This window comes from Gilliamella sp. LMG 34359 (assembly GCF_984569085.1).
The window spans coordinates 1,750,504-1,766,471 of sequence record NZ_OZ474906.1 but is presented as its reverse complement, the minus strand read 5'-3'; the positions used below and the strand labels follow the sequence as shown (position 1 = coordinate 1,766,471).

The 15,968-nt window shown below is 34.9% G+C and carries 20 protein-coding genes; 9 read left to right on the top strand and 11 right to left on the bottom strand.

Translation table 11 applies throughout. The features are described from left to right. Window positions 1-36: 36 nt before the first annotated feature. Complete coding sequence (locus AC5LXV_RS08210) at window positions 37-792, bottom strand: DeoR/GlpR family DNA-binding transcription regulator (RefSeq protein WP_493451607.1); 756 nt, start codon at window positions 790-792, stop codon at window positions 37-39. 240 nt (window positions 793-1,032) lie between these two features. On the opposite strand from AC5LXV_RS08210, the gene AC5LXV_RS08205 reads away from it, so the two are divergent. The 5 genes from AC5LXV_RS08205 to AC5LXV_RS08185 all read left to right on the top strand — a co-directional run bounded on the left by AC5LXV_RS08205 (window position 1,033) and on the right by AC5LXV_RS08185 (window position 5,345). Next, on the top strand, window positions 1,033-2,028 hold the full coding sequence (locus tag AC5LXV_RS08205; RefSeq protein ID WP_493467935.1) for a KpsF/GutQ family sugar-phosphate isomerase: 996 nt from the start codon (window positions 1,033-1,035) through the stop codon (window positions 2,026-2,028). A gap of 131 nt (window positions 2,029-2,159) precedes the next feature. Beyond that, window positions 2,160-3,086 (top strand): ADP-glyceromanno-heptose 6-epimerase, encoded by a 927-nt coding sequence (gene rfaD, locus AC5LXV_RS08200; protein ID WP_493467934.1) that lies wholly within the window; start codon window positions 2,160-2,162, stop codon window positions 3,084-3,086. An 11-nt stretch (window positions 3,087-3,097) separates the two neighbouring features. After that, window positions 3,098-4,144: an ADP-heptose--LPS heptosyltransferase RfaF gene (gene rfaF, locus AC5LXV_RS08195; RefSeq protein WP_493446324.1), complete on the top strand. Its 1,047-nt coding sequence runs from the start codon at window positions 3,098-3,100 to the stop codon at window positions 4,142-4,144. Between the two features lie 2 nt (window positions 4,145-4,146). Further along, entirely contained in the window at window positions 4,147-5,109 is a 963-nt protein-coding gene (gene rfaC / locus AC5LXV_RS08190) for a lipopolysaccharide heptosyltransferase RfaC (RefSeq protein ID WP_493467933.1), read from the top strand. Between the two features lie 35 nt (window positions 5,110-5,144). Further along, complete coding sequence (locus AC5LXV_RS08185; protein WP_110433923.1) at window positions 5,145-5,345, top strand: YaeP family protein; 201 nt, start codon at window positions 5,145-5,147, stop codon at window positions 5,343-5,345. Here AC5LXV_RS08185 and AC5LXV_RS08180 read toward each other — a convergent pair. The 3 genes from AC5LXV_RS08180 to trmA all read right to left on the bottom strand — a co-directional run bounded on the left by AC5LXV_RS08180 (window position 5,323) and on the right by trmA (window position 8,873). Continuing rightward, complete coding sequence (locus tag AC5LXV_RS08180) at window positions 5,323-6,741, bottom strand: heavy metal sensor histidine kinase (protein WP_493467932.1); 1,419 nt, start codon at window positions 6,739-6,741, stop codon at window positions 5,323-5,325. The two genes, AC5LXV_RS08185 and AC5LXV_RS08180, sit on opposite strands and share 23 nt — an antisense overlap. Further along, complete coding sequence (locus AC5LXV_RS08175) at window positions 6,728-7,414, bottom strand: heavy metal response regulator transcription factor (protein WP_493467931.1); 687 nt, start codon at window positions 7,412-7,414, stop codon at window positions 6,728-6,730. Before AC5LXV_RS08175 ends, AC5LXV_RS08180 begins: the two co-directional genes overlap by 14 nt. A gap of 361 nt (window positions 7,415-7,775) precedes the next feature. Further along, the gene (gene trmA, locus AC5LXV_RS08170; protein WP_493467930.1) at window positions 7,776-8,873 is read right to left on the bottom strand and encodes a tRNA (uridine(54)-C5)-methyltransferase TrmA; all 1,098 of its coding nucleotides are present in this window, start codon (window positions 8,871-8,873) and stop codon (window positions 7,776-7,778) included. 250 nt (window positions 8,874-9,123) lie between these two features. Here trmA and srmB point away from each other — a divergent pair, with 250 nt between their 5' ends. Continuing rightward, window positions 9,124-10,434: an ATP-dependent RNA helicase SrmB gene (gene srmB / locus AC5LXV_RS08165; RefSeq protein WP_110433927.1), complete on the top strand. Its 1,311-nt coding sequence runs from the start codon at window positions 9,124-9,126 to the stop codon at window positions 10,432-10,434. Between the two features lie 124 nt (window positions 10,435-10,558). Next, on the top strand, window positions 10,559-11,161 hold the full coding sequence (locus AC5LXV_RS08160) for a peroxiredoxin C (protein WP_034884270.1): 603 nt from the start codon (window positions 10,559-10,561) through the stop codon (window positions 11,159-11,161). A gap of 135 nt (window positions 11,162-11,296) precedes the next feature. Here the strand turns inward: AC5LXV_RS08160 and AC5LXV_RS08155 are convergent, their stop codons facing one another. The 5 genes from AC5LXV_RS08155 to AC5LXV_RS08135 all read right to left on the bottom strand — a co-directional run bounded on the left by AC5LXV_RS08155 (window position 11,297) and on the right by AC5LXV_RS08135 (window position 14,449). Further along, on the bottom strand, window positions 11,297-11,629 hold the full coding sequence (locus tag AC5LXV_RS08155) for a DMT family transporter (protein WP_493451609.1): 333 nt from the start codon (window positions 11,627-11,629) through the stop codon (window positions 11,297-11,299). Window positions 11,630-12,380: 751 nt separating this feature from the next. Further along, window positions 12,381-12,935, bottom strand: coding sequence for a helix-turn-helix transcriptional regulator (locus AC5LXV_RS08150; RefSeq protein ID WP_493467929.1), 555 nt, complete (start codon window positions 12,933-12,935; stop codon window positions 12,381-12,383). A 299-nt stretch (window positions 12,936-13,234) separates the two neighbouring features. Further along, window positions 13,235-13,567: a primase-helicase zinc-binding domain-containing protein gene (locus AC5LXV_RS08145; RefSeq protein WP_493467928.1), complete on the bottom strand. Its 333-nt coding sequence runs from the start codon at window positions 13,565-13,567 to the stop codon at window positions 13,235-13,237. Between the two features lie 82 nt (window positions 13,568-13,649). Continuing rightward, window positions 13,650-14,024: a hypothetical protein gene (locus tag AC5LXV_RS08140; RefSeq protein ID WP_493467927.1), complete on the bottom strand. Its 375-nt coding sequence runs from the start codon at window positions 14,022-14,024 to the stop codon at window positions 13,650-13,652. Between the two features lie 14 nt (window positions 14,025-14,038). Then, entirely contained in the window at window positions 14,039-14,449 is a 411-nt protein-coding gene (locus AC5LXV_RS08135) for a hypothetical protein (protein ID WP_493467926.1), read from the bottom strand. 52 nt (window positions 14,450-14,501) lie between these two features. Here AC5LXV_RS08135 and AC5LXV_RS08130 point away from each other — a divergent pair, with 52 nt between their 5' ends. Next, the gene (locus AC5LXV_RS08130; protein WP_141670768.1) at window positions 14,502-14,681 is read left to right on the top strand and encodes a hypothetical protein; all 180 of its coding nucleotides are present in this window, start codon (window positions 14,502-14,504) and stop codon (window positions 14,679-14,681) included. Window positions 14,682-14,684: 3 nt separating this feature from the next. Then, window positions 14,685-14,852 carry a YlcI/YnfO family protein gene (locus tag AC5LXV_RS08125; protein ID WP_493467925.1) on the top strand — a complete coding sequence of 56 codons (168 nt, stop codon included), beginning with the start codon at window positions 14,685-14,687 and terminating at the stop codon, window positions 14,850-14,852. A 310-nt stretch (window positions 14,853-15,162) separates the two neighbouring features. On the opposite strand, the gene AC5LXV_RS08120 is transcribed toward AC5LXV_RS08125, so the two are convergent. Next, complete coding sequence (locus tag AC5LXV_RS08120) at window positions 15,163-15,690, bottom strand: BRO-N domain-containing protein (protein ID WP_493467924.1); 528 nt, start codon at window positions 15,688-15,690, stop codon at window positions 15,163-15,165. After that, the gene (locus tag AC5LXV_RS08115; RefSeq protein WP_493467923.1) at window positions 15,677-15,964 is read right to left on the bottom strand and encodes a helix-turn-helix transcriptional regulator; all 288 of its coding nucleotides are present in this window, start codon (window positions 15,962-15,964) and stop codon (window positions 15,677-15,679) included. Before AC5LXV_RS08115 ends, AC5LXV_RS08120 begins: the two co-directional genes overlap by 14 nt. Between the last annotated feature and the right edge of the window lie 4 nt (window positions 15,965-15,968).

Here is a 15,968-nt window from a genome sequence, read left to right as displayed (position 1 = left end):
CATTGCTATTTGTTACATTGCTTTTTATAAAATCGCTTAATAAATATATTTAATATCCTGTTTGCTTAGTTGTTTTTCGAAATTACTCGGAAATTGCTTTTCAGTTATCAGGTAATTAAATCGATTTAAATCACAGATTTTAAAGCGACATTTAAGACCTAATTTACTGCTGTCAACTAGCAAAAAAGATTGAATCGATCTGGATAATGCCATCCATTTACAATCAGCTTTAATTTGCGATGTCGTTAACGCGCCATCTTCAAGATTAAAACCATCTGCACCAATGAAGGCTAAATCAATAACTTGCTCTGATAGATATTTCATTGCTTGCGAGTTATAAACGGCAGCACTGGATGTTTGTATCTCTCCGGGACAAATAATGGTATTTACTTCTGGGCGAGAAGATAATTCCAGCGCGACATGTAAATCTGGGGTAATCACGGTAACTGGCAGGTTGATATTCAAAGCAAACTCTCGCATCGTTGTCCCAGCATCGATAAAAATCACCATCCCTGGTTGCAATAAACCAACCGCAATTTTTCCTACCTGCTTTTTACCTTCGGAACATCGATTTTGTTTGATGTTATAAAGCGGCGTTCCAGTTAAGAAACCTCGTTTTATTTCACCGCCATAAGAGACTTTTATTAAACCTTTTTCTTGCAAAAGCTTTAAATCTCGTCTAATACTCATATGAGAAACGGAAAAAAGAGTAGATAACGAATTGATGTTGGCTACATCATATTCATCTAAGTACTCTAAAATTCTTTTATATCTCGGTAGTTCTTGTTTCATAGCTAATTTCTCGATTAATTTGTCGGCATTGTAGTAATAAAATAATTTATAAAATGTTAATCTTTTAACACTTTCACAACCGTGTTTAACTAATGTGATCCCAATCAAACTTTCCCTTTTTCCTCATGACTATTTTGTGAATCGTCAACATTACTTTTGGTTTTATCACTACAATTTCTAAATACCTTTATTGAGTTGTTATTCGAATGAAATGAATTTATAAATAAGGAAAATTTAGCTATGACCACAAAATCAGCAGATCTTCGATCGGTGAAAAGTGAAACGTTAAAATTAGCCAAACAAGTTTTAAGGCAAGAAGCTTCGGCAATAATGGCTATTGTTAGCACAATTAACGATAATTTTTTTAATGCTGTGGAGTTAATTTTACAAACCAAGGGAAGGGTTATCGTGACTGGAATGGGTAAACCCGGCTATATAGCCCGTAAACTTTCAGCGACATTGATGAGTACCGGCACACCGGCTTTTTATTTACATCCAGCCGAAGCTATGCATGGTGATTTAGGTTGCATTACCAAAGATGACACTATTATTGCCCTGTCAAACAGTGGAGAAACAGCCGAAATTGTCAATATTTTACCGACCATAAAACAAATTAATATTGCGTTAATCTCCATTTGTGGTAATCCCTTATCAACCTTAGCTCGTTTTGCAACCTACAATTTAAATGCCCATATCACCCAAGAAGTATGCCCTCTGAATTTAGCGCCAACTACCAGTACAACGGTACAATTAGCATTGAGTGATGCTTTAGCCATCTCAGTTATGCAGGCTAAAAAATTTAGCAAAGATGATTTTGCTTTTTACCATCCGGGGGAAAGCCTAGGACAAATACGTCTTATGACCGTTAAACAACTGGTTAGAAAGTATCAGAGACAGATAGCAATTACTGCCGAAAAATCTATTGCCGAGACTATTTTTGTGATGACGAATGCTGGGATAGGAGTGGTTGCAATAGTCGATAAGGCAAACACATTACTTGGAATTATTACAGATGGTGATATTCGAAGGCAATTAAATCATTATCCAAATTTGTTAAATATCAAGGTGTCGCAATTAATGGTATCCAGCCCAATAACCATTGAACCACATAAATCTGTTGCCGATGCTTTAAATATAATGCAACAACACCAACCAAGACCAATAACGGTGTTACCTGTGATTGATGATAATAACAAATTTATTGGCATGATTCATATTACTGATATATACCATTAAATCCTCTCAATGCTTATCGTATAATCATCTATAACCAAAAACCAAACTACATGGCAAAAATCAATACTCGAAAATTTATCAATAAATCGCTATTATAGTGTCATTAATTTTATTAGTTAAAGGTTGTGATTATGATCGTTGTTACTGGTGGTGCTGGTTTTATTGGAAGTAATATCGTCAAAGGTTTAAATAAACTAGGATATAAAGATATTGTAGTGGTGGATGATTTAACTGACGGCACTAAATTTAGTAATTTAGTTGATTTAGAGATCGCTGACTATATGGATAAAGACGAATTTATCTCATTAGTTATAGCCGGTGAAGATATGGATATTGATGTTATTTTTCATCAAGGAGCTTGCTCATCTACCACCGAATGGGATGGCAAATTTATGATGGAAAACAATTATCAATATTCAAAAGACTTGTTAAATTGCTGTTTAGATCTTGATATTCCATTTTTGTATGCATCTTCGGCTGCTACTTATGGCGGGCGCAGTGATAATTTCATTGAAGATCGCGCTTATGAAAAACCATTAAATGTGTATGGTTATTCTAAATTTCTGTTTGACCAATATGTTAGACAAGTTTTACCTACAGCAAAATCACAAGTCTGTGGATTCCGTTATTTTAACGTCTATGGACCTCGTGAATCACATAAAGGTAGCATGGCTAGCGTGGCATTTCATTTAAATGAACAAATTAACCAAGGTGAAAAACCGAAACTATTTGTAGGTAGTGATAACTTCAAACGTGATTTTATTTATGTAGATGACGTTGTTGAGGTAAATTTATGGTTCTGGAAAAATAAAATTTCCGGTATTTTCAACTGTGGCACAGGTCAAGCTGAATCTTTCCAATCTGTAGCCGATGCTGTTTTGAATTATCACCGAAAAGGCGAGATTGATTATATTCCGTTCCCAGATAATCTTAAAGGACGTTATCAAAGCTTTACTCAAGCAGATTTAACTAACTTTAGAAAAACAGGATGTCCAATTGAATTTAAAACCGTTGCCCAAGGTACAACTGAATATATGAAATGGCTTAACGAGCAATAAGAGGAGCTTCAATGAAAACGCTGATTATTGGTCCATCTTGGGTGGGTGACATGATGATGTCACAAAGCTTATATCGCACCTTAAAACATTTACAACCAACCATGGAAATTGATGTAATGGCACCTGCATGGTGCCGTGCTTTATTAAGTAAAATGCCTGAAGTTAATCAATCAATCGCTATGCCAATTAGTCATGGAGAGTTTGCATTAGCTAAACGTTATCAGCTCGGCAAAGAGTTACGTAACAATCAATACGATCAAGCAATCATTTTACCCAACTCATTTAAATCTGCACTTATTCCCTTCTTTGCTAAAATTCCTAAACGCACTGGTTGGAAAGGTGAAATGCGTTATGGTTTATTAAATGATTTACGGCAGCTTGATAAACAAGCTTTTCCATTAATGGTAGAACGCTATGTCGCTCTCGCCTACCCTAAACAAGATATTCATTCGGCTAAAGATCTACCTCAACCAATTTTGTGGCCAAAACTTAGTGTTGAAAAAGATGAAGTAGATCAAGCATTAGCAACGTTTAATATTCCTAGTGACGTGCCTTTAATCGGCTTCTGCCCTGGCGCTGAATTTGGTCCTGCCAAACGTTGGCCTGATTATCACTATGCCGCGTTAGCTGATTTAATCGTAAAGCAGCATGCTAAAATTATTATCTTTGGTTCAGAAAAAGACAAGCCGGTTGGTGAACAAATTATTGGCAAAATGGTACATGGTGATCAATGTATCAATCTGGCTGGTCAAACAAAATTAGACCAAGCAATCAATGTGATTTCAGCATGTAAAGCCATAGTCACAAATGATTCAGGGTTAATGCATGTTGCAGCAGCGCTTGATAAACCTTTAGTGGCACTTTATGGCCCGAGTAGTCCTGATTTTACCCCGCCATTATCCAATAAAGCGGAGGTCATTCGTCTAATTACCGGTTATCACCGCGTTCGTAAAGGTGATGCTGAACAAGGTTATCATCAGAGTCTGATTGATATCAAACCAGATCAGGTTTTTGAAACATTGATGAAACTCATCGTTCGCTGTGAAAAGAGTAATTAATTATGCGTGTATTAGTTGTTAAAACTTCATCAATGGGTGATGTATTACACACGTTACCAGCCTTAACCGATGCGGCTAACTGCATACCTGATATTACTTTTGATTGGGTGGTTGAGGAAAACTTCTCACAGATCCCCTCTTGGCATTTTGCAGTAGATGAGGTTATTCCTGTTGCCATAAGGCGTTGGCGAAAAAACTGGTTTGCTAAAGCGATTCGCCAAGAACGTCAGCAATTTATTACCCATTTAAGACGGCAACAGTATGATTGTATTATTGATGCCCAAGGTTTAATTAAAAGTGCATTTTTAATTACTCGTAAAGCTCGAGGCATTAAACATGGCTTAGATCGGCAAAGTATTAAAGAGCCAATTGCTAGTTGGTTTTATGATGTCAAACACCATGTACCTAAACAGATGCATGCCATTGAACGCGTTCGTCTGTTATTTGCCAAAAGCCTTAACTACACCCAACCAGATTCAATCGGTGATTATGCTATTGCTCGTCACTTTTTATCGGCATTACCAGCTGATAATGAGCAATATTTAGTTTTTCTTCATGCTACCACCCGAGAAGAAAAGCATTGGACAGAAGCGGCATGGCGAGAGTTAATTGAATTAATCGAACCAACAGGACTCAAGGTTAAACTTCCTTGGGGTGCACCTCATGAACAAGCGCGCGCTTTGCGTTTAGCGCAAGGCTTTAATCATGTTGAAGTATTACCTAAACTCTCTCTTAACGAGATTGCCACAATTATTGCTGGTTCTAAGGCTGTCGTCTCTGTAGATACCGGATTGAGCCATTTAACTGCCGCGTTAGATCGACCGAATATAACTTTATTTGGAAAAACTGATCCAAAACTAATTGGTGGCTATGGTAAAAACCAGCATAGCATCATTTCAACAGATAAAACGATGCAATCAATCTCTGCCAATGAAGTTTACCAACAATTAACTGATTTTATTTAAAATAGCATCGAAGTTTTAATAAATAGGATAGAAAAATGAACAAATATAATGAGCTCATACGTGAACGATATGCGCAAATTGGTAGTAATGATTTAGGTTATATTGATGATGCGTTGGGCGCGGTAATGACAGTTCTAAATGAAATAGTTGAAAATCAACAAGTTCCACAGGATTTACGCGAAAAAGCTGCCTATGCGGCAGCTAATCTGTTAATCAGTGATTATGACGTGAAATAACCGTCGGCAGTTTAATAATAAATCGAGTTGAGATATCATCCGATTCAACATAAATATGACCTTTGTGGGTGTCGATAATCGATTTTACAATCGCCAAACCAATTCCCGTTCCTGAACTATCTTTGTTATTTCGGTGGCGAGATTGATCAACTCGATAAAAACGGTCAAAAAGATGAGGTAAATGATGGCTTTCAATCTTTTTACCGGGATTGGCGATAACAATCTGAACTTTTTTCGGGCTTAGCTGGCTCAAATTAATTTTAATTGTCTGATTTTCCGATGTGTAGCGAATCGCATTGGAGATTATATTGATTATTGCCCGTCCTAACATCATTTTATCCCCCTGAATATGGGAACAATTACCTTCAAGTTCAAAGGTAATATTTTTCTCATCAGTCAAAGGTTCGAAATATTCACACATCAAACTAATCATTGAGTGCAAATCAATATCGATAAAATTTGGCACCAATTGATGATTATCTGCCTGAGCTAAAAAAAGCATATCGGATATCATCTGCGACATTTTTTCATACTCTTCTAGATTAGAGTAGAGGATTTCTCGATACTCTTCTGTCGAACGAGCATTATTTAACACGATTTGGGTTTGAGTGGTTAGATTGGTGATCGGCGTTCGCATTTCATGAGCAATATCGGCAGTAAAATTACGTTGCCGCTCAAAAACATCTTCCATACGATGAAGCATATTATTAAAAGCTTTAACTAAGCTCTCATATTTCACCGGCACAGAAGCCGTTGAAATACGGTAATTTAAGCTTTTCATATTAATTCGTTCAATTTTTTTAATTAAACGATTGATCGGTTTTTGTGTGTAATAGATGGAAATTAGTGATCCAATCAAGGCTAACACACAAGAAATAGCAATAAGTAAACCTAATCCATTTCGCAACCTGTTGATAAAATCAAGTTGTAAATCGCGTCCAACAGCAACAATCGTCGTATATTGTCGCCCGCCATCCAACATAACTCTAGATGCACCGATACGGTAAGATGATTTATCTATATTCCAAATTGCCGTACTGTTTTGGCTAATTAATCGTTCAAAATCTTGTTGCGGTAAAGCAATAGATAAATTAGGGCCACGGGTGCGATACACTATTTTTCCTGCATCATCAATAATATAAACAAATAGATGATGATGACCAGTTAAAATCAGGAGAAGATTTTGAAAGAATTCATCGCGATTTTCATCAGGTGAATAATAGGTGAGTTCACGTTCAACTGAGGTAATGACCGAATTCAATTCCGTAACATTTTGTTGAATTGAGATTTTTTCAAAGGTATGTTCAATAAGATAGCTAAAACAGTAAAGTAGCCCGCAAGTCAGCAGGCATACGATAAGGGGTAAACGAAACGATATGATGCTACTCTGCTTCATCCAATACATCTAATTTATATCCCATTCCACGCACAGTATGAATTAATTTCGGTTCAAAATCGGCATCAATTTTGTTCCTCAATCGCCTAATTGCCACATCGATGACATTGGTATCACTGTCAAAATTCATATCCCATACTTGTGAAGCAATGAGTGATCTTGGTAACACTTCACCGGGATAACGTAAAAAATATTCGAGTAATAAAAATTCTTTATTGGTTAAATCAATTCTTTTATCACCTCGGGTTACGGTTCGTTTTGGCAGATCCATAACTAAGTCAGCAATGCTTAATTGATAATTATTAACTTGCGGGACATTGCGTCTTAATAACGATTTAATTCTTGCTAATAATTCAGCAAAAGAAAAAGGTTTAACTAAATAATCATCAGCGCCCAAATTGAGCCCTTTCACTTTATCTTCGACACTACCCATTGCAGTTAGCAGAATAATCTGAGTATCTTTGCCAGCCTCACGTAACGACTGAATAATCTTCCAACCCACAATATCGGGTAGCATGACATCAAGAATAATTAAATCATAATCTTCCGTCATCGCTCGATGATAACCATCGAGACCATTATCGGTAAGATCTACAATAAATCCTGATTCAACTAAACCTTGGCGAAGATATTCACCTGTTTTTTGTTCATCTTCAACAACTAACAATTTCATATTGAATATTCCTTAATGTTTTATCAGGTTATCGAAATTGCATAATGTACTAATAGGATATCTTAGGAAGTCAAATGACATCATGACAGATCAATGACCATTTTGTAATTCGCTAGTCATTAATTAGTCTGTTTGGGTTTGCTATAGTAACGCCACAATGATTCATGAGGCTAGACAGTATTGTTTCATTGTTTTATTTCCTTTCATCCATTCCTTGCAATTTAATGCAGCCCTAGTTTATCTAGGGTTTTTTTTTGCTTTTTTAAACTACTTGATATGCAATAATTAGAATAAAACGGTTAATTAAGCGTAAAGCTAGTGTTATTGTAGCAAAATTAACCTTAGTTGGATATTGTTGATGTTATTTTTTACGAAGAACAATACCTGTTTCAACATGATCTGTATAAGGAAACTGGTCAAACATCGCAAAATGTTCGATATAGTGCGTTTTAGTCAGTTGTTGCAAATTATCTTTTAGGGTGTGAGGATTACATGAGATGTAGACAATTCGCTGATAACTTTGAATAATATTAATCGTTTTATCGTCTAACCCTGCTCGAGGAGGATCAACTAACACCGTTTGACAATGATAATCATCCAAATTAATCTCTTTTAATCGATTAAATTCTCGCTCTTTTTTAATCGCACTAGTAAACTCTTCAGCAGATAATCGCACAATAATCAGGTTATCAATATTATTGATTTTGATATTATGTTGCGCTGAATAGACCGAAGCTTTGGCAATTTCGGTCGCTAACACCTTACGAAAATTTTGTGCCAAGGCAATCGAGAAATTACCATTGCCACAATAAAATTCGAGTAGATCCCCTTCTGACCCTTTAGTCACCGAAATAGCCCATTCCAGCATTTTTATATTGATAGCCGCATTAGGCTGAGTAAAACTATTTTCTACTTGTCGATAACTAAAAGTTTTGTCGAATATTGGTAAAGTCTCATCAACATAATCAACATCGACCGCAATTTTTTGATTGCTTGCTCGACCAACCAGATTGGCTTTAATACCTCGTTCAGCTAATTGTTGTTTCAATTTCTCCGCGGCACTTATCCACTGCGCATCTAATTTTTTATGATACAAAAGTGTGATCAATAACTGTCCACTAAGCGTTGAGAAATAATCGATTTGAAAAAGTTGATGACGTAAAATATCGTTATATTGAATTAACGGTAAGATGGTCTGCATTGCACTATTAATTAATTTTGCGGCAATAGGAAAACTATCAATTCTTACTCTTCGCTTAGTTTTTTTATCATACATAATATGATAAAGCTCATCACCATTATGCCAAATTCTAAATTCAGCTCGCATTCGATAATGACTAATTGGTGAAGAGTAAGTCACTAATTCAGGCAAGGAAAAATCTGATAGTATAGTTTTTAAATTGGTTATTTTTTTGCTTAGTTGTTGGTTATATTTATCGTTAGAAAAAGATTCTGTCATATTTTTAATTCGATCATCAATTTAGATAAAGTGTGAATAGTATTCGCTATCTTATAATGTGTTTAATTCTATCATAATCCCCAACCTATGATAAGGTTATAGGTGAGTAGCGACATTATTATCTACCACATTTGTCGGCAAAACCAGTTTAATGCTTGTTTAAAGCTAAATCAGTTGCGTGTCGATAAAGATTGTAGTTATAGCGATTGCCGTTATAATGTGGAGCAAAATGATAGATTAGAAGAGCACTATGACAACGCAAACTTTCACTGATTTACAGTTAGATGATATTTTAATTGACAATCTACAAGCGCAAAACATTCACGAACCCACTGCAATTCAAGCTCAAACCATTCCAGTAGCTTTAGACGGTAAAGATGTTTTAGGATCGGCACCGACAGGTACCGGTAAAACGTTAGCCTTTCTCATTCCAGCCGTTCAGCATTTACTTGATTTTCCACGTCGAAAACCTGGGCCACCAAGAGTTTTAATTTTAGCCCCTACCCGTGAATTAACCATGCAAATAGCTGAGCAAGCTAAGTTACTTACCGAGTCGACTCACCTAAGTATAGCTACGATTACCGGTGGTGTTGCTTATATGAATCACGCCGAAGTTTTCAGCAAAAATCAGGATATTGTTATTGCGACAACCGGCCGTTTGTTACAATACATTAAAGAAGAAAACTTCGATTGCCGTGCTGTTGAAATGTTAATCTTAGATGAAGCAGATCGCATGTTAGATATGGGATTTGCTCAGGATGTGGAAACTATTTCGGCTGAAACTCGCTGGCGAAAACAAACCCTACTGTTTTCAGCAACATTAGAGGGGGAAGGTTTACACAGTTTTGCTAATCGTATTCTTAACGAACCAGTTGAAATTAATGCCGATCCTTCGCGAAAAGAACGAAAAAAGATTTTACAATTCTATTATCGTGCCGATGATTTGACTCACAAAGTGGCACTATTAACTCACCTGTTAAAACAAGAGGAAGTTAAAAAGACCATTGTCTTTGTGCGTAAACGTGAACGAGTACATGAGTTAGTATCATTACTGCACCAAGCAGGCATTCATAGTTGTTATCTAGAAGGTGAGATGGTGCAAGCCAAGCGTAATGAAGCCATCAAACGAATGAATAATAACAGCGTTAACGTCCTGGTCGCCACTGATGTTGCTGCTAGAGGAATTGATATTGATGATATTACTCATGTCATTAATTTTGATGCGCCTAAAACCGCCGATGTATATTTACACCGAATTGGGCGCACCGCCAGAGCAGGAAAAAAAGGCACCGCCATTATGCTCGTTGAAGCTCACGATAATGAGTTGTTACAGAAAATTGAACGTTATATTCGTGAACCAATCAAATTAAGAACCATTGATGAACTTCGTCCAAAAACCAAAGCACCAAAACCGGTGACTAAAAAGAAACCTTCGCAAAAAGCTAAGCAAAAAAATGCAGCTAAAAAACAGGAAGAGACGAAAAAGAAAAAAGTAAAACAACGTCACCGAGATACTAAAAATAAGGGAAAACCTAATAAAATGATAATTAAAACCGAATAATAATTTACTTATCATAGGTTAAACTTATGAAATCAATCGCTGATAACAACTTGGCGTCTCGTCACAGATTGCTATAATGCACTGCATATAAAATATAAATATTCGTTACACAAGGAGACATTGTATGACATTAGTAACTCGTAAAGCACCAGATTTCACTTCAGCAGCGGTGCTGGGTTCTGGTGAGATTGTAAATAATTTTAATTTAGCTGAGCATATCAAAGGTAAATATGCTGTGGTATTTTTCTGGCCTATGGATTTCACCTTTGTATGTCCATCTGAAATTATTGCATTTGATCATCGTTTAGAAGAGTTCAAAAAACGTGGTGTTGAAGTAATTGGTGTCTCTATGGATTCTGAATATGTTCATAATGCATGGCGAAATACGCCACAAGATAAAGGCGGTATTGGTGAAGTAAAATTCCCAATCGTAGCTGACATTAAACATAGCATTATGCAAGATTACGGTGTTGAACATCCTGAAGCTGGTGTTGCGCTTCGTGCTTCATTCTTTATCGATAAATCAGGTGTGGTGCGTCACGAAACCATCAATGATTTACCAATTGGTCGTAACATTGATGAAATGCTACGTATTGTTGATGCTTTCCAATTCCATGAGGAACACGGTGAAGTGTGTCCTGCACAATGGACTAAAGGCAAACAAGGTATGCAAGCCAACCCAAATGGTGTTGCTAGCTACTTAAAACAACACGCTAACGAAATCTAACATTTTCTGACACTAAATAATTAATAATTTTCTTACTTTCCTTCTGATTTCAACCGGAGTTTACCTCCGGTTTTTTTTGTTTCTCTAAACGTTAAAATAATTTATCTAAATAACAGTTTAATCATTAATTGTTTATTAATGTCCAGAAACATTAGAGAATAGATTGATAATTACCACGCCAAATATAATAAACCCCATACCAATTAATGCCGCCAGATCTAATGACTGCTTTAAGAAGATCCAAGCGATTAAACTGATGATAATAATCCCTATTCCAGACCAAATTGCATAAGCTATGCCCACTGGTATAGTTTTCAAGGCTAGCGATAGAATATAGAAAGAAGCACTATAACCGATTATGGTGATAATCGAAAAAACCAAGTTGGTAAAACCATTAGATAGTTTTAAGGAAGATGTTGCAATGACCTCACAGATAATTGCCCCAAAAAGTAGTAGATATGCGTTCATATGATTACTCTTTAATAAGTTAAAATTTTAATCAATAGGATATAGACTCGTTGTGGTACATTTTTATAGAGTATTGCGATATTAAAATGCGTTAAATAGATTATGATTTATGGAATTTTACAACGGTTAATGGTGGTTAAGGTACCTACTAATAAATGATTAGTTTAAATGCCCATATATAAAATATAACCAACATCGGCTATTGCTGTTTATTATACCTAAAAATAAGCAACTTGCAGTCTCTTTTATTAATGTTGGGTGATTAACGCCAGCAAATTAGCTGATTTTTTTCGACAGCAATTTTACTAAACTTGAACACTCTATTCATTTTAATGTTCATCAATTTTAATATCAGACAATATAAATTGCTAAAAAAGTAATAAAATCTTTCATATAGTGCTAGTGTAGTTATGGTTATAATTTATAACATTTCTTAAAAATCTTAATATTTTATTGATTAGTTACCCCCACTCAAAGGTTAACCCTATTAAGGATGTTGTAGTTATTTATAACACCGATGATATTGTAACTCGATCATTTATTATTAACGTTACGTTTTTAATAATTGGATATAGTAAAAATAGAACAATGAAAAAATCAACAAGTGATTTATCAACAATAACTATAATGAGAGATATGTCTCCTCAATTAAAATAGTAACTTTTAGTGATCAGGTTAATTTTATAGCCATTGTTTTTTTGCGGTAGCTAAAAATGATGCTGTAATCACAGTTTAAAATTATCTAAAACAGTTATATTGTTGTTATGCGCTTTAGCTTCGGCGAGTTGGAATTTATATCCTTTTTTTCTTTTTTTGATAATTCAACACCAATTTCATGCTGAATAGAGACTTTTTCACAATGAGAAAAATATGGTTGAAGTTTATCAGAAAAAAATAAATCAACACCATCAATTGAAATACATGGCATAACAATATTAGTATTAATTAAAAACATATTTCTTTCGCCTGGTTTATATTTGCCATGTATTTCATTCAAGGCTTGTTGTTTATTAATCAAGGTATCTGTCTTAGAATTTGCTGAAACAATTTGATTATGGTTTATGATAAAATTATCTGCCTTTCCGTCATAATAACAGTTGAATGTCGGTCTTTTACTTAACCAACCCTGAATCTCTTGACAGATAAAATGTATTTCGTCTTTACCTAGTTGAATAGGTTTAGGAAATAAAAGATTTTCATCTTTTATCCAGCTATCTAAAGTAGATCTATCACAACCTAACGCTTCAGCAAGCAGATAAGTGCTAATGGTATCTGATGATTCAATATAGCTAGATAATGTTTTCATAAAAACACCGCTGACAAGATAAAATTAATTTAATAGATACACTATATTATTATCCTAGATGAAAACATAGCGACTGATGACATTTCGACAAGTTTTAGCCAACATACGCTGGCTATCATCTGCCCTGAATCATTGGATTATAATCAGAATATTTCCACTACGATAAAATATATTACTTATTATCAAGTGCCACTGCAACAGATTATTAAGCCTGCAGTTATTGTTTATATTACATCTATTAAGATGGTGTTGAGGTGTAACGCAACATATCATTAATTAAAAATGTACTAAACACCTGATTAGCTAGATGATAATGAACATGGTAAAACAATTAAATTATAAACACTTTCTGTGATTAAGTTTGTAGGTTGAAACGGTATTTGTTCAATAGAGAGCTTCATTGGCGAAATAAATTCAAAAACTAGAATAACCAGTTCTTTAGTTAAATTTAGTGGTAACTTATAGCAAAAATTCAGTTCAACAAAAATAATGATAATAGTTTTGATAAGTTCTAAACCGTCACCGCTACCACATAGATTGCAGGAATAAGTACCGTAACCATTTTTATTATCAAACCAGAATCTATCTTTACCACCAAAGATAGAGCTAGGGTAATGTTTACCATTACCCACCTCAATACCTAATTAACTAAAGATTGATTCCCATTTGCCTATCGCTTCGGCTGTAATTTCGTTTATTTTCATTACTTTCCCCTTAATAGACTGTCGCGTTAGATTCAGCTTTGATATCTTCGGCTAAATCAATAAACAATGATGAAAGCAATTCTTGCCCGAATAGAGTTAATGAAATAGGTTTATCTGCGCTTTCTGTGTACATGTCTTTTAACATTCCATAAGTGCGATTTAATCCCTCACTTTCACCAAAATCCTCAATCAAGCATTGCTTAAGATTGATATTTAAACCTAAGACTATTAAATCTTTATTAATATCAATCTTAGTGCCTTCATGAATAAATACCTGACTATCATTTTTGTTAATCTGCTCAATTAAAAACAAACCCGCTACTATCGCCATAGTTGAATCAACGATGATATGGTGAATTGCAGTTATTTTTTGATTATTATTCATTATCGTTAACTTCCTTAATCATTAAGTTTATCGTCGAGTAAATTAATTTGATTGGAAGCAAAGCAAGCAACGTTTTTTAATTGTGCTAACAAGTAACCAATGTCGCGTGTATCGTCTTTAAATTGTTGTTCCTCATATTCTTCACATTCAGAAGCCCAAAACAACAAATTACCAATAGCACCGATTCCCCATATAATTGATTGTCTAAGTTCCTCTAAGTGTGCTTTTGCGTGTAATAAGTTTTGTGGTTGGATATCAGCCTGATATAAATTCAAGACGGATAAAAGGTTAGGTAGGTCATATTGCCCTTTTTTAGGGCATAGGGTATCATTACTATTAGCCATAATCATTACCTCTTTTAATGTTATTGTGGTTAGATCCCTCGATAGTGTTCCACCACTTCGAGGGATTGATTTTTCTGTCATGTGATAGTAACATGTCATCACACATAAATACATTACCATTAACGTAATAGAGGTGTCAATACACATGTCAGAAAAAAGACGAGGTAATCCCCCATTCCAATTTAGGCTAGATCCCGAGTTACGTCTTGCCATGGAAAAAGCACAAAAAGAAGATGGCGACGAATCACTTGCAGGTTGGATGAAAAGAGTAATACGAAAAGAATTACAATCACGCGGCATTGAGGTCAAGTAACCAATGCAAGAGAAAAAAATAAAAAGTAAAAATGACCGTTTAAATAGCACAAGACAAACAATTCGTTTTGAGGATGATTTGCTTAAATTAATCCAACAACAAGCAAAGATAGATAATGAATCTTTTTCAGGCTGGGTCAAAACTGCTTGTAAAATGAGATTAGAGAAATAATTTATGAAAAAAGCAATATTTGCTGTTATAGTAATCTTCATCGCTATATGTTTTGTATATGATAAAATTAATGCACCTTGTGAAACAAATGATAAATTATGCCTACATAAAGAATAATTAAAATGCTCTCGAACACTTCCGAAATCTACCCATTTTTTTAACCCTGCATTATTATAAGAACGAGCTTTAAACGCGTTACGCTTTGGCACAAGTTCAATGCTTTTGATTAGTTCTATTGACATTTGATACTACCTTAATTAATTGATTTTAGTGATTGAATATGGGCAACTGTTACAAGTTGCCTTTTTTATTAAATCAATTCTGGTTGATATTTTTTCCATAGTGCTTGCTCTTCTGCTATCAAATTAGCTTTCCATTTTTTACAAGCTTCTAAATTACGTCCTCTTCTGCTTGATTCAACAAGATATTCTTTTTCACGTTTAGCATGATCATTCAAGAAAGCCCAAGGTACACCATAAGCACCCGTTTTACGAATTGTTGGAATAACTTCACCAAATACCCAGTTACTAAATCGATAAGCAAATGTTCCTTGCTGAGTCGCCTTTCTACTTCGTGAAATGAGTTTATAAAATCCTGATTCTGAAACTATGGCATAATTTGAATTTCCTCTATTTCCGTAACTTAAAGTTACGGTATTCCGTTCATACTCATTTAATGACATTAATGCTTTTCTTGAGTTTTTAATTTCCAAGGCTTTTGCAATATCAATAGCTATAAACCACGGTTCACCCAAATAAGTAATAATTCGTACTTTGGTGCCATCAAATTTTATGATGCTTACTTCATCTTGTTTAACTATTATCTTAGTAGCTCCCATTAGCAAACCCTCGGCGTTTAATCGGTTGATTTATCCTTTCAACTACTGGCGGATTATCGATCCAGTGAAGTAATTCCACTAATGACCAACCGCATGAGTTAGCACCTAATGATTTTCTTAATGGATATTTACCGTCTTTCTCAAGTTGCCATGCTGTTGAACGGGCAATACTAGTAATTTTGTATCTCTTATTTTCACGAATAAGGCGATCATATTGGATACAATATTTATCCCTAATGACTTTGTGTTGTTCAGGTGTGATTGAATATGACATTGAA

Excerpts from the sequence above, each read along its gene's own strand:
- AC5LXV_RS08210 (WP_493451607.1), bottom strand. The coding sequence starts at position 792 with ATGAAACAAGAACTACCGAGATATAAAAGAATTTTAGAGTACTTAGAT.
- AC5LXV_RS08205 (WP_493467935.1), top strand. The coding sequence starts at position 1,033 with ATGACCACAAAATCAGCAGATCTTCGATCGGTGAAAAGTGAAACGTTA.
- rfaD (WP_493467934.1), top strand. The coding sequence starts at position 2,160 with ATGATCGTTGTTACTGGTGGTGCTGGTTTTATTGGAAGTAATATCGTC.
- rfaF (WP_493446324.1), top strand. The coding sequence starts at position 3,098 with ATGAAAACGCTGATTATTGGTCCATCTTGGGTGGGTGACATGATGATG.
- rfaC (WP_493467933.1), top strand. The coding sequence starts at position 4,147 with ATGCGTGTATTAGTTGTTAAAACTTCATCAATGGGTGATGTATTACAC.
- AC5LXV_RS08185 (WP_110433923.1), top strand. The coding sequence starts at position 5,145 with ATGAACAAATATAATGAGCTCATACGTGAACGATATGCGCAAATTGGT.
- AC5LXV_RS08180 (WP_493467932.1), bottom strand. The coding sequence starts at position 6,741 with ATGAAGCAGAGTAGCATCATATCGTTTCGTTTACCCCTTATCGTATGC.
- AC5LXV_RS08175 (WP_493467931.1), bottom strand. The coding sequence starts at position 7,414 with ATGAAATTGTTAGTTGTTGAAGATGAACAAAAAACAGGTGAATATCTT.
- trmA (WP_493467930.1), bottom strand. The coding sequence starts at position 8,873 with ATGACAGAATCTTTTTCTAACGATAAATATAACCAACAACTAAGCAAA.
- srmB (WP_110433927.1), top strand. The coding sequence starts at position 9,124 with ATGACAACGCAAACTTTCACTGATTTACAGTTAGATGATATTTTAATT.
- AC5LXV_RS08160 (WP_034884270.1), top strand. The coding sequence starts at position 10,559 with ATGACATTAGTAACTCGTAAAGCACCAGATTTCACTTCAGCAGCGGTG.
- AC5LXV_RS08155 (WP_493451609.1), bottom strand. The coding sequence starts at position 11,629 with ATGAACGCATATCTACTACTTTTTGGGGCAATTATCTGTGAGGTCATT.
- AC5LXV_RS08150 (WP_493467929.1), bottom strand. The coding sequence starts at position 12,935 with ATGAAAACATTATCTAGCTATATTGAATCATCAGATACCATTAGCACT.
- AC5LXV_RS08140 (WP_493467927.1), bottom strand. The coding sequence starts at position 14,024 with ATGAATAATAATCAAAAAATAACTGCAATTCACCATATCATCGTTGAT.
- AC5LXV_RS08135 (WP_493467926.1), bottom strand. The coding sequence starts at position 14,449 with ATGACAGAAAAATCAATCCCTCGAAGTGGTGGAACACTATCGAGGGAT.
- AC5LXV_RS08125 (WP_493467925.1), top strand. The coding sequence starts at position 14,685 with ATGCAAGAGAAAAAAATAAAAAGTAAAAATGACCGTTTAAATAGCACA.
- AC5LXV_RS08120 (WP_493467924.1), bottom strand. The coding sequence starts at position 15,690 with ATGGGAGCTACTAAGATAATAGTTAAACAAGATGAAGTAAGCATCATA.
- AC5LXV_RS08115 (WP_493467923.1), bottom strand. The coding sequence starts at position 15,964 with ATGTCATATTCAATCACACCTGAACAACACAAAGTCATTAGGGATAAA.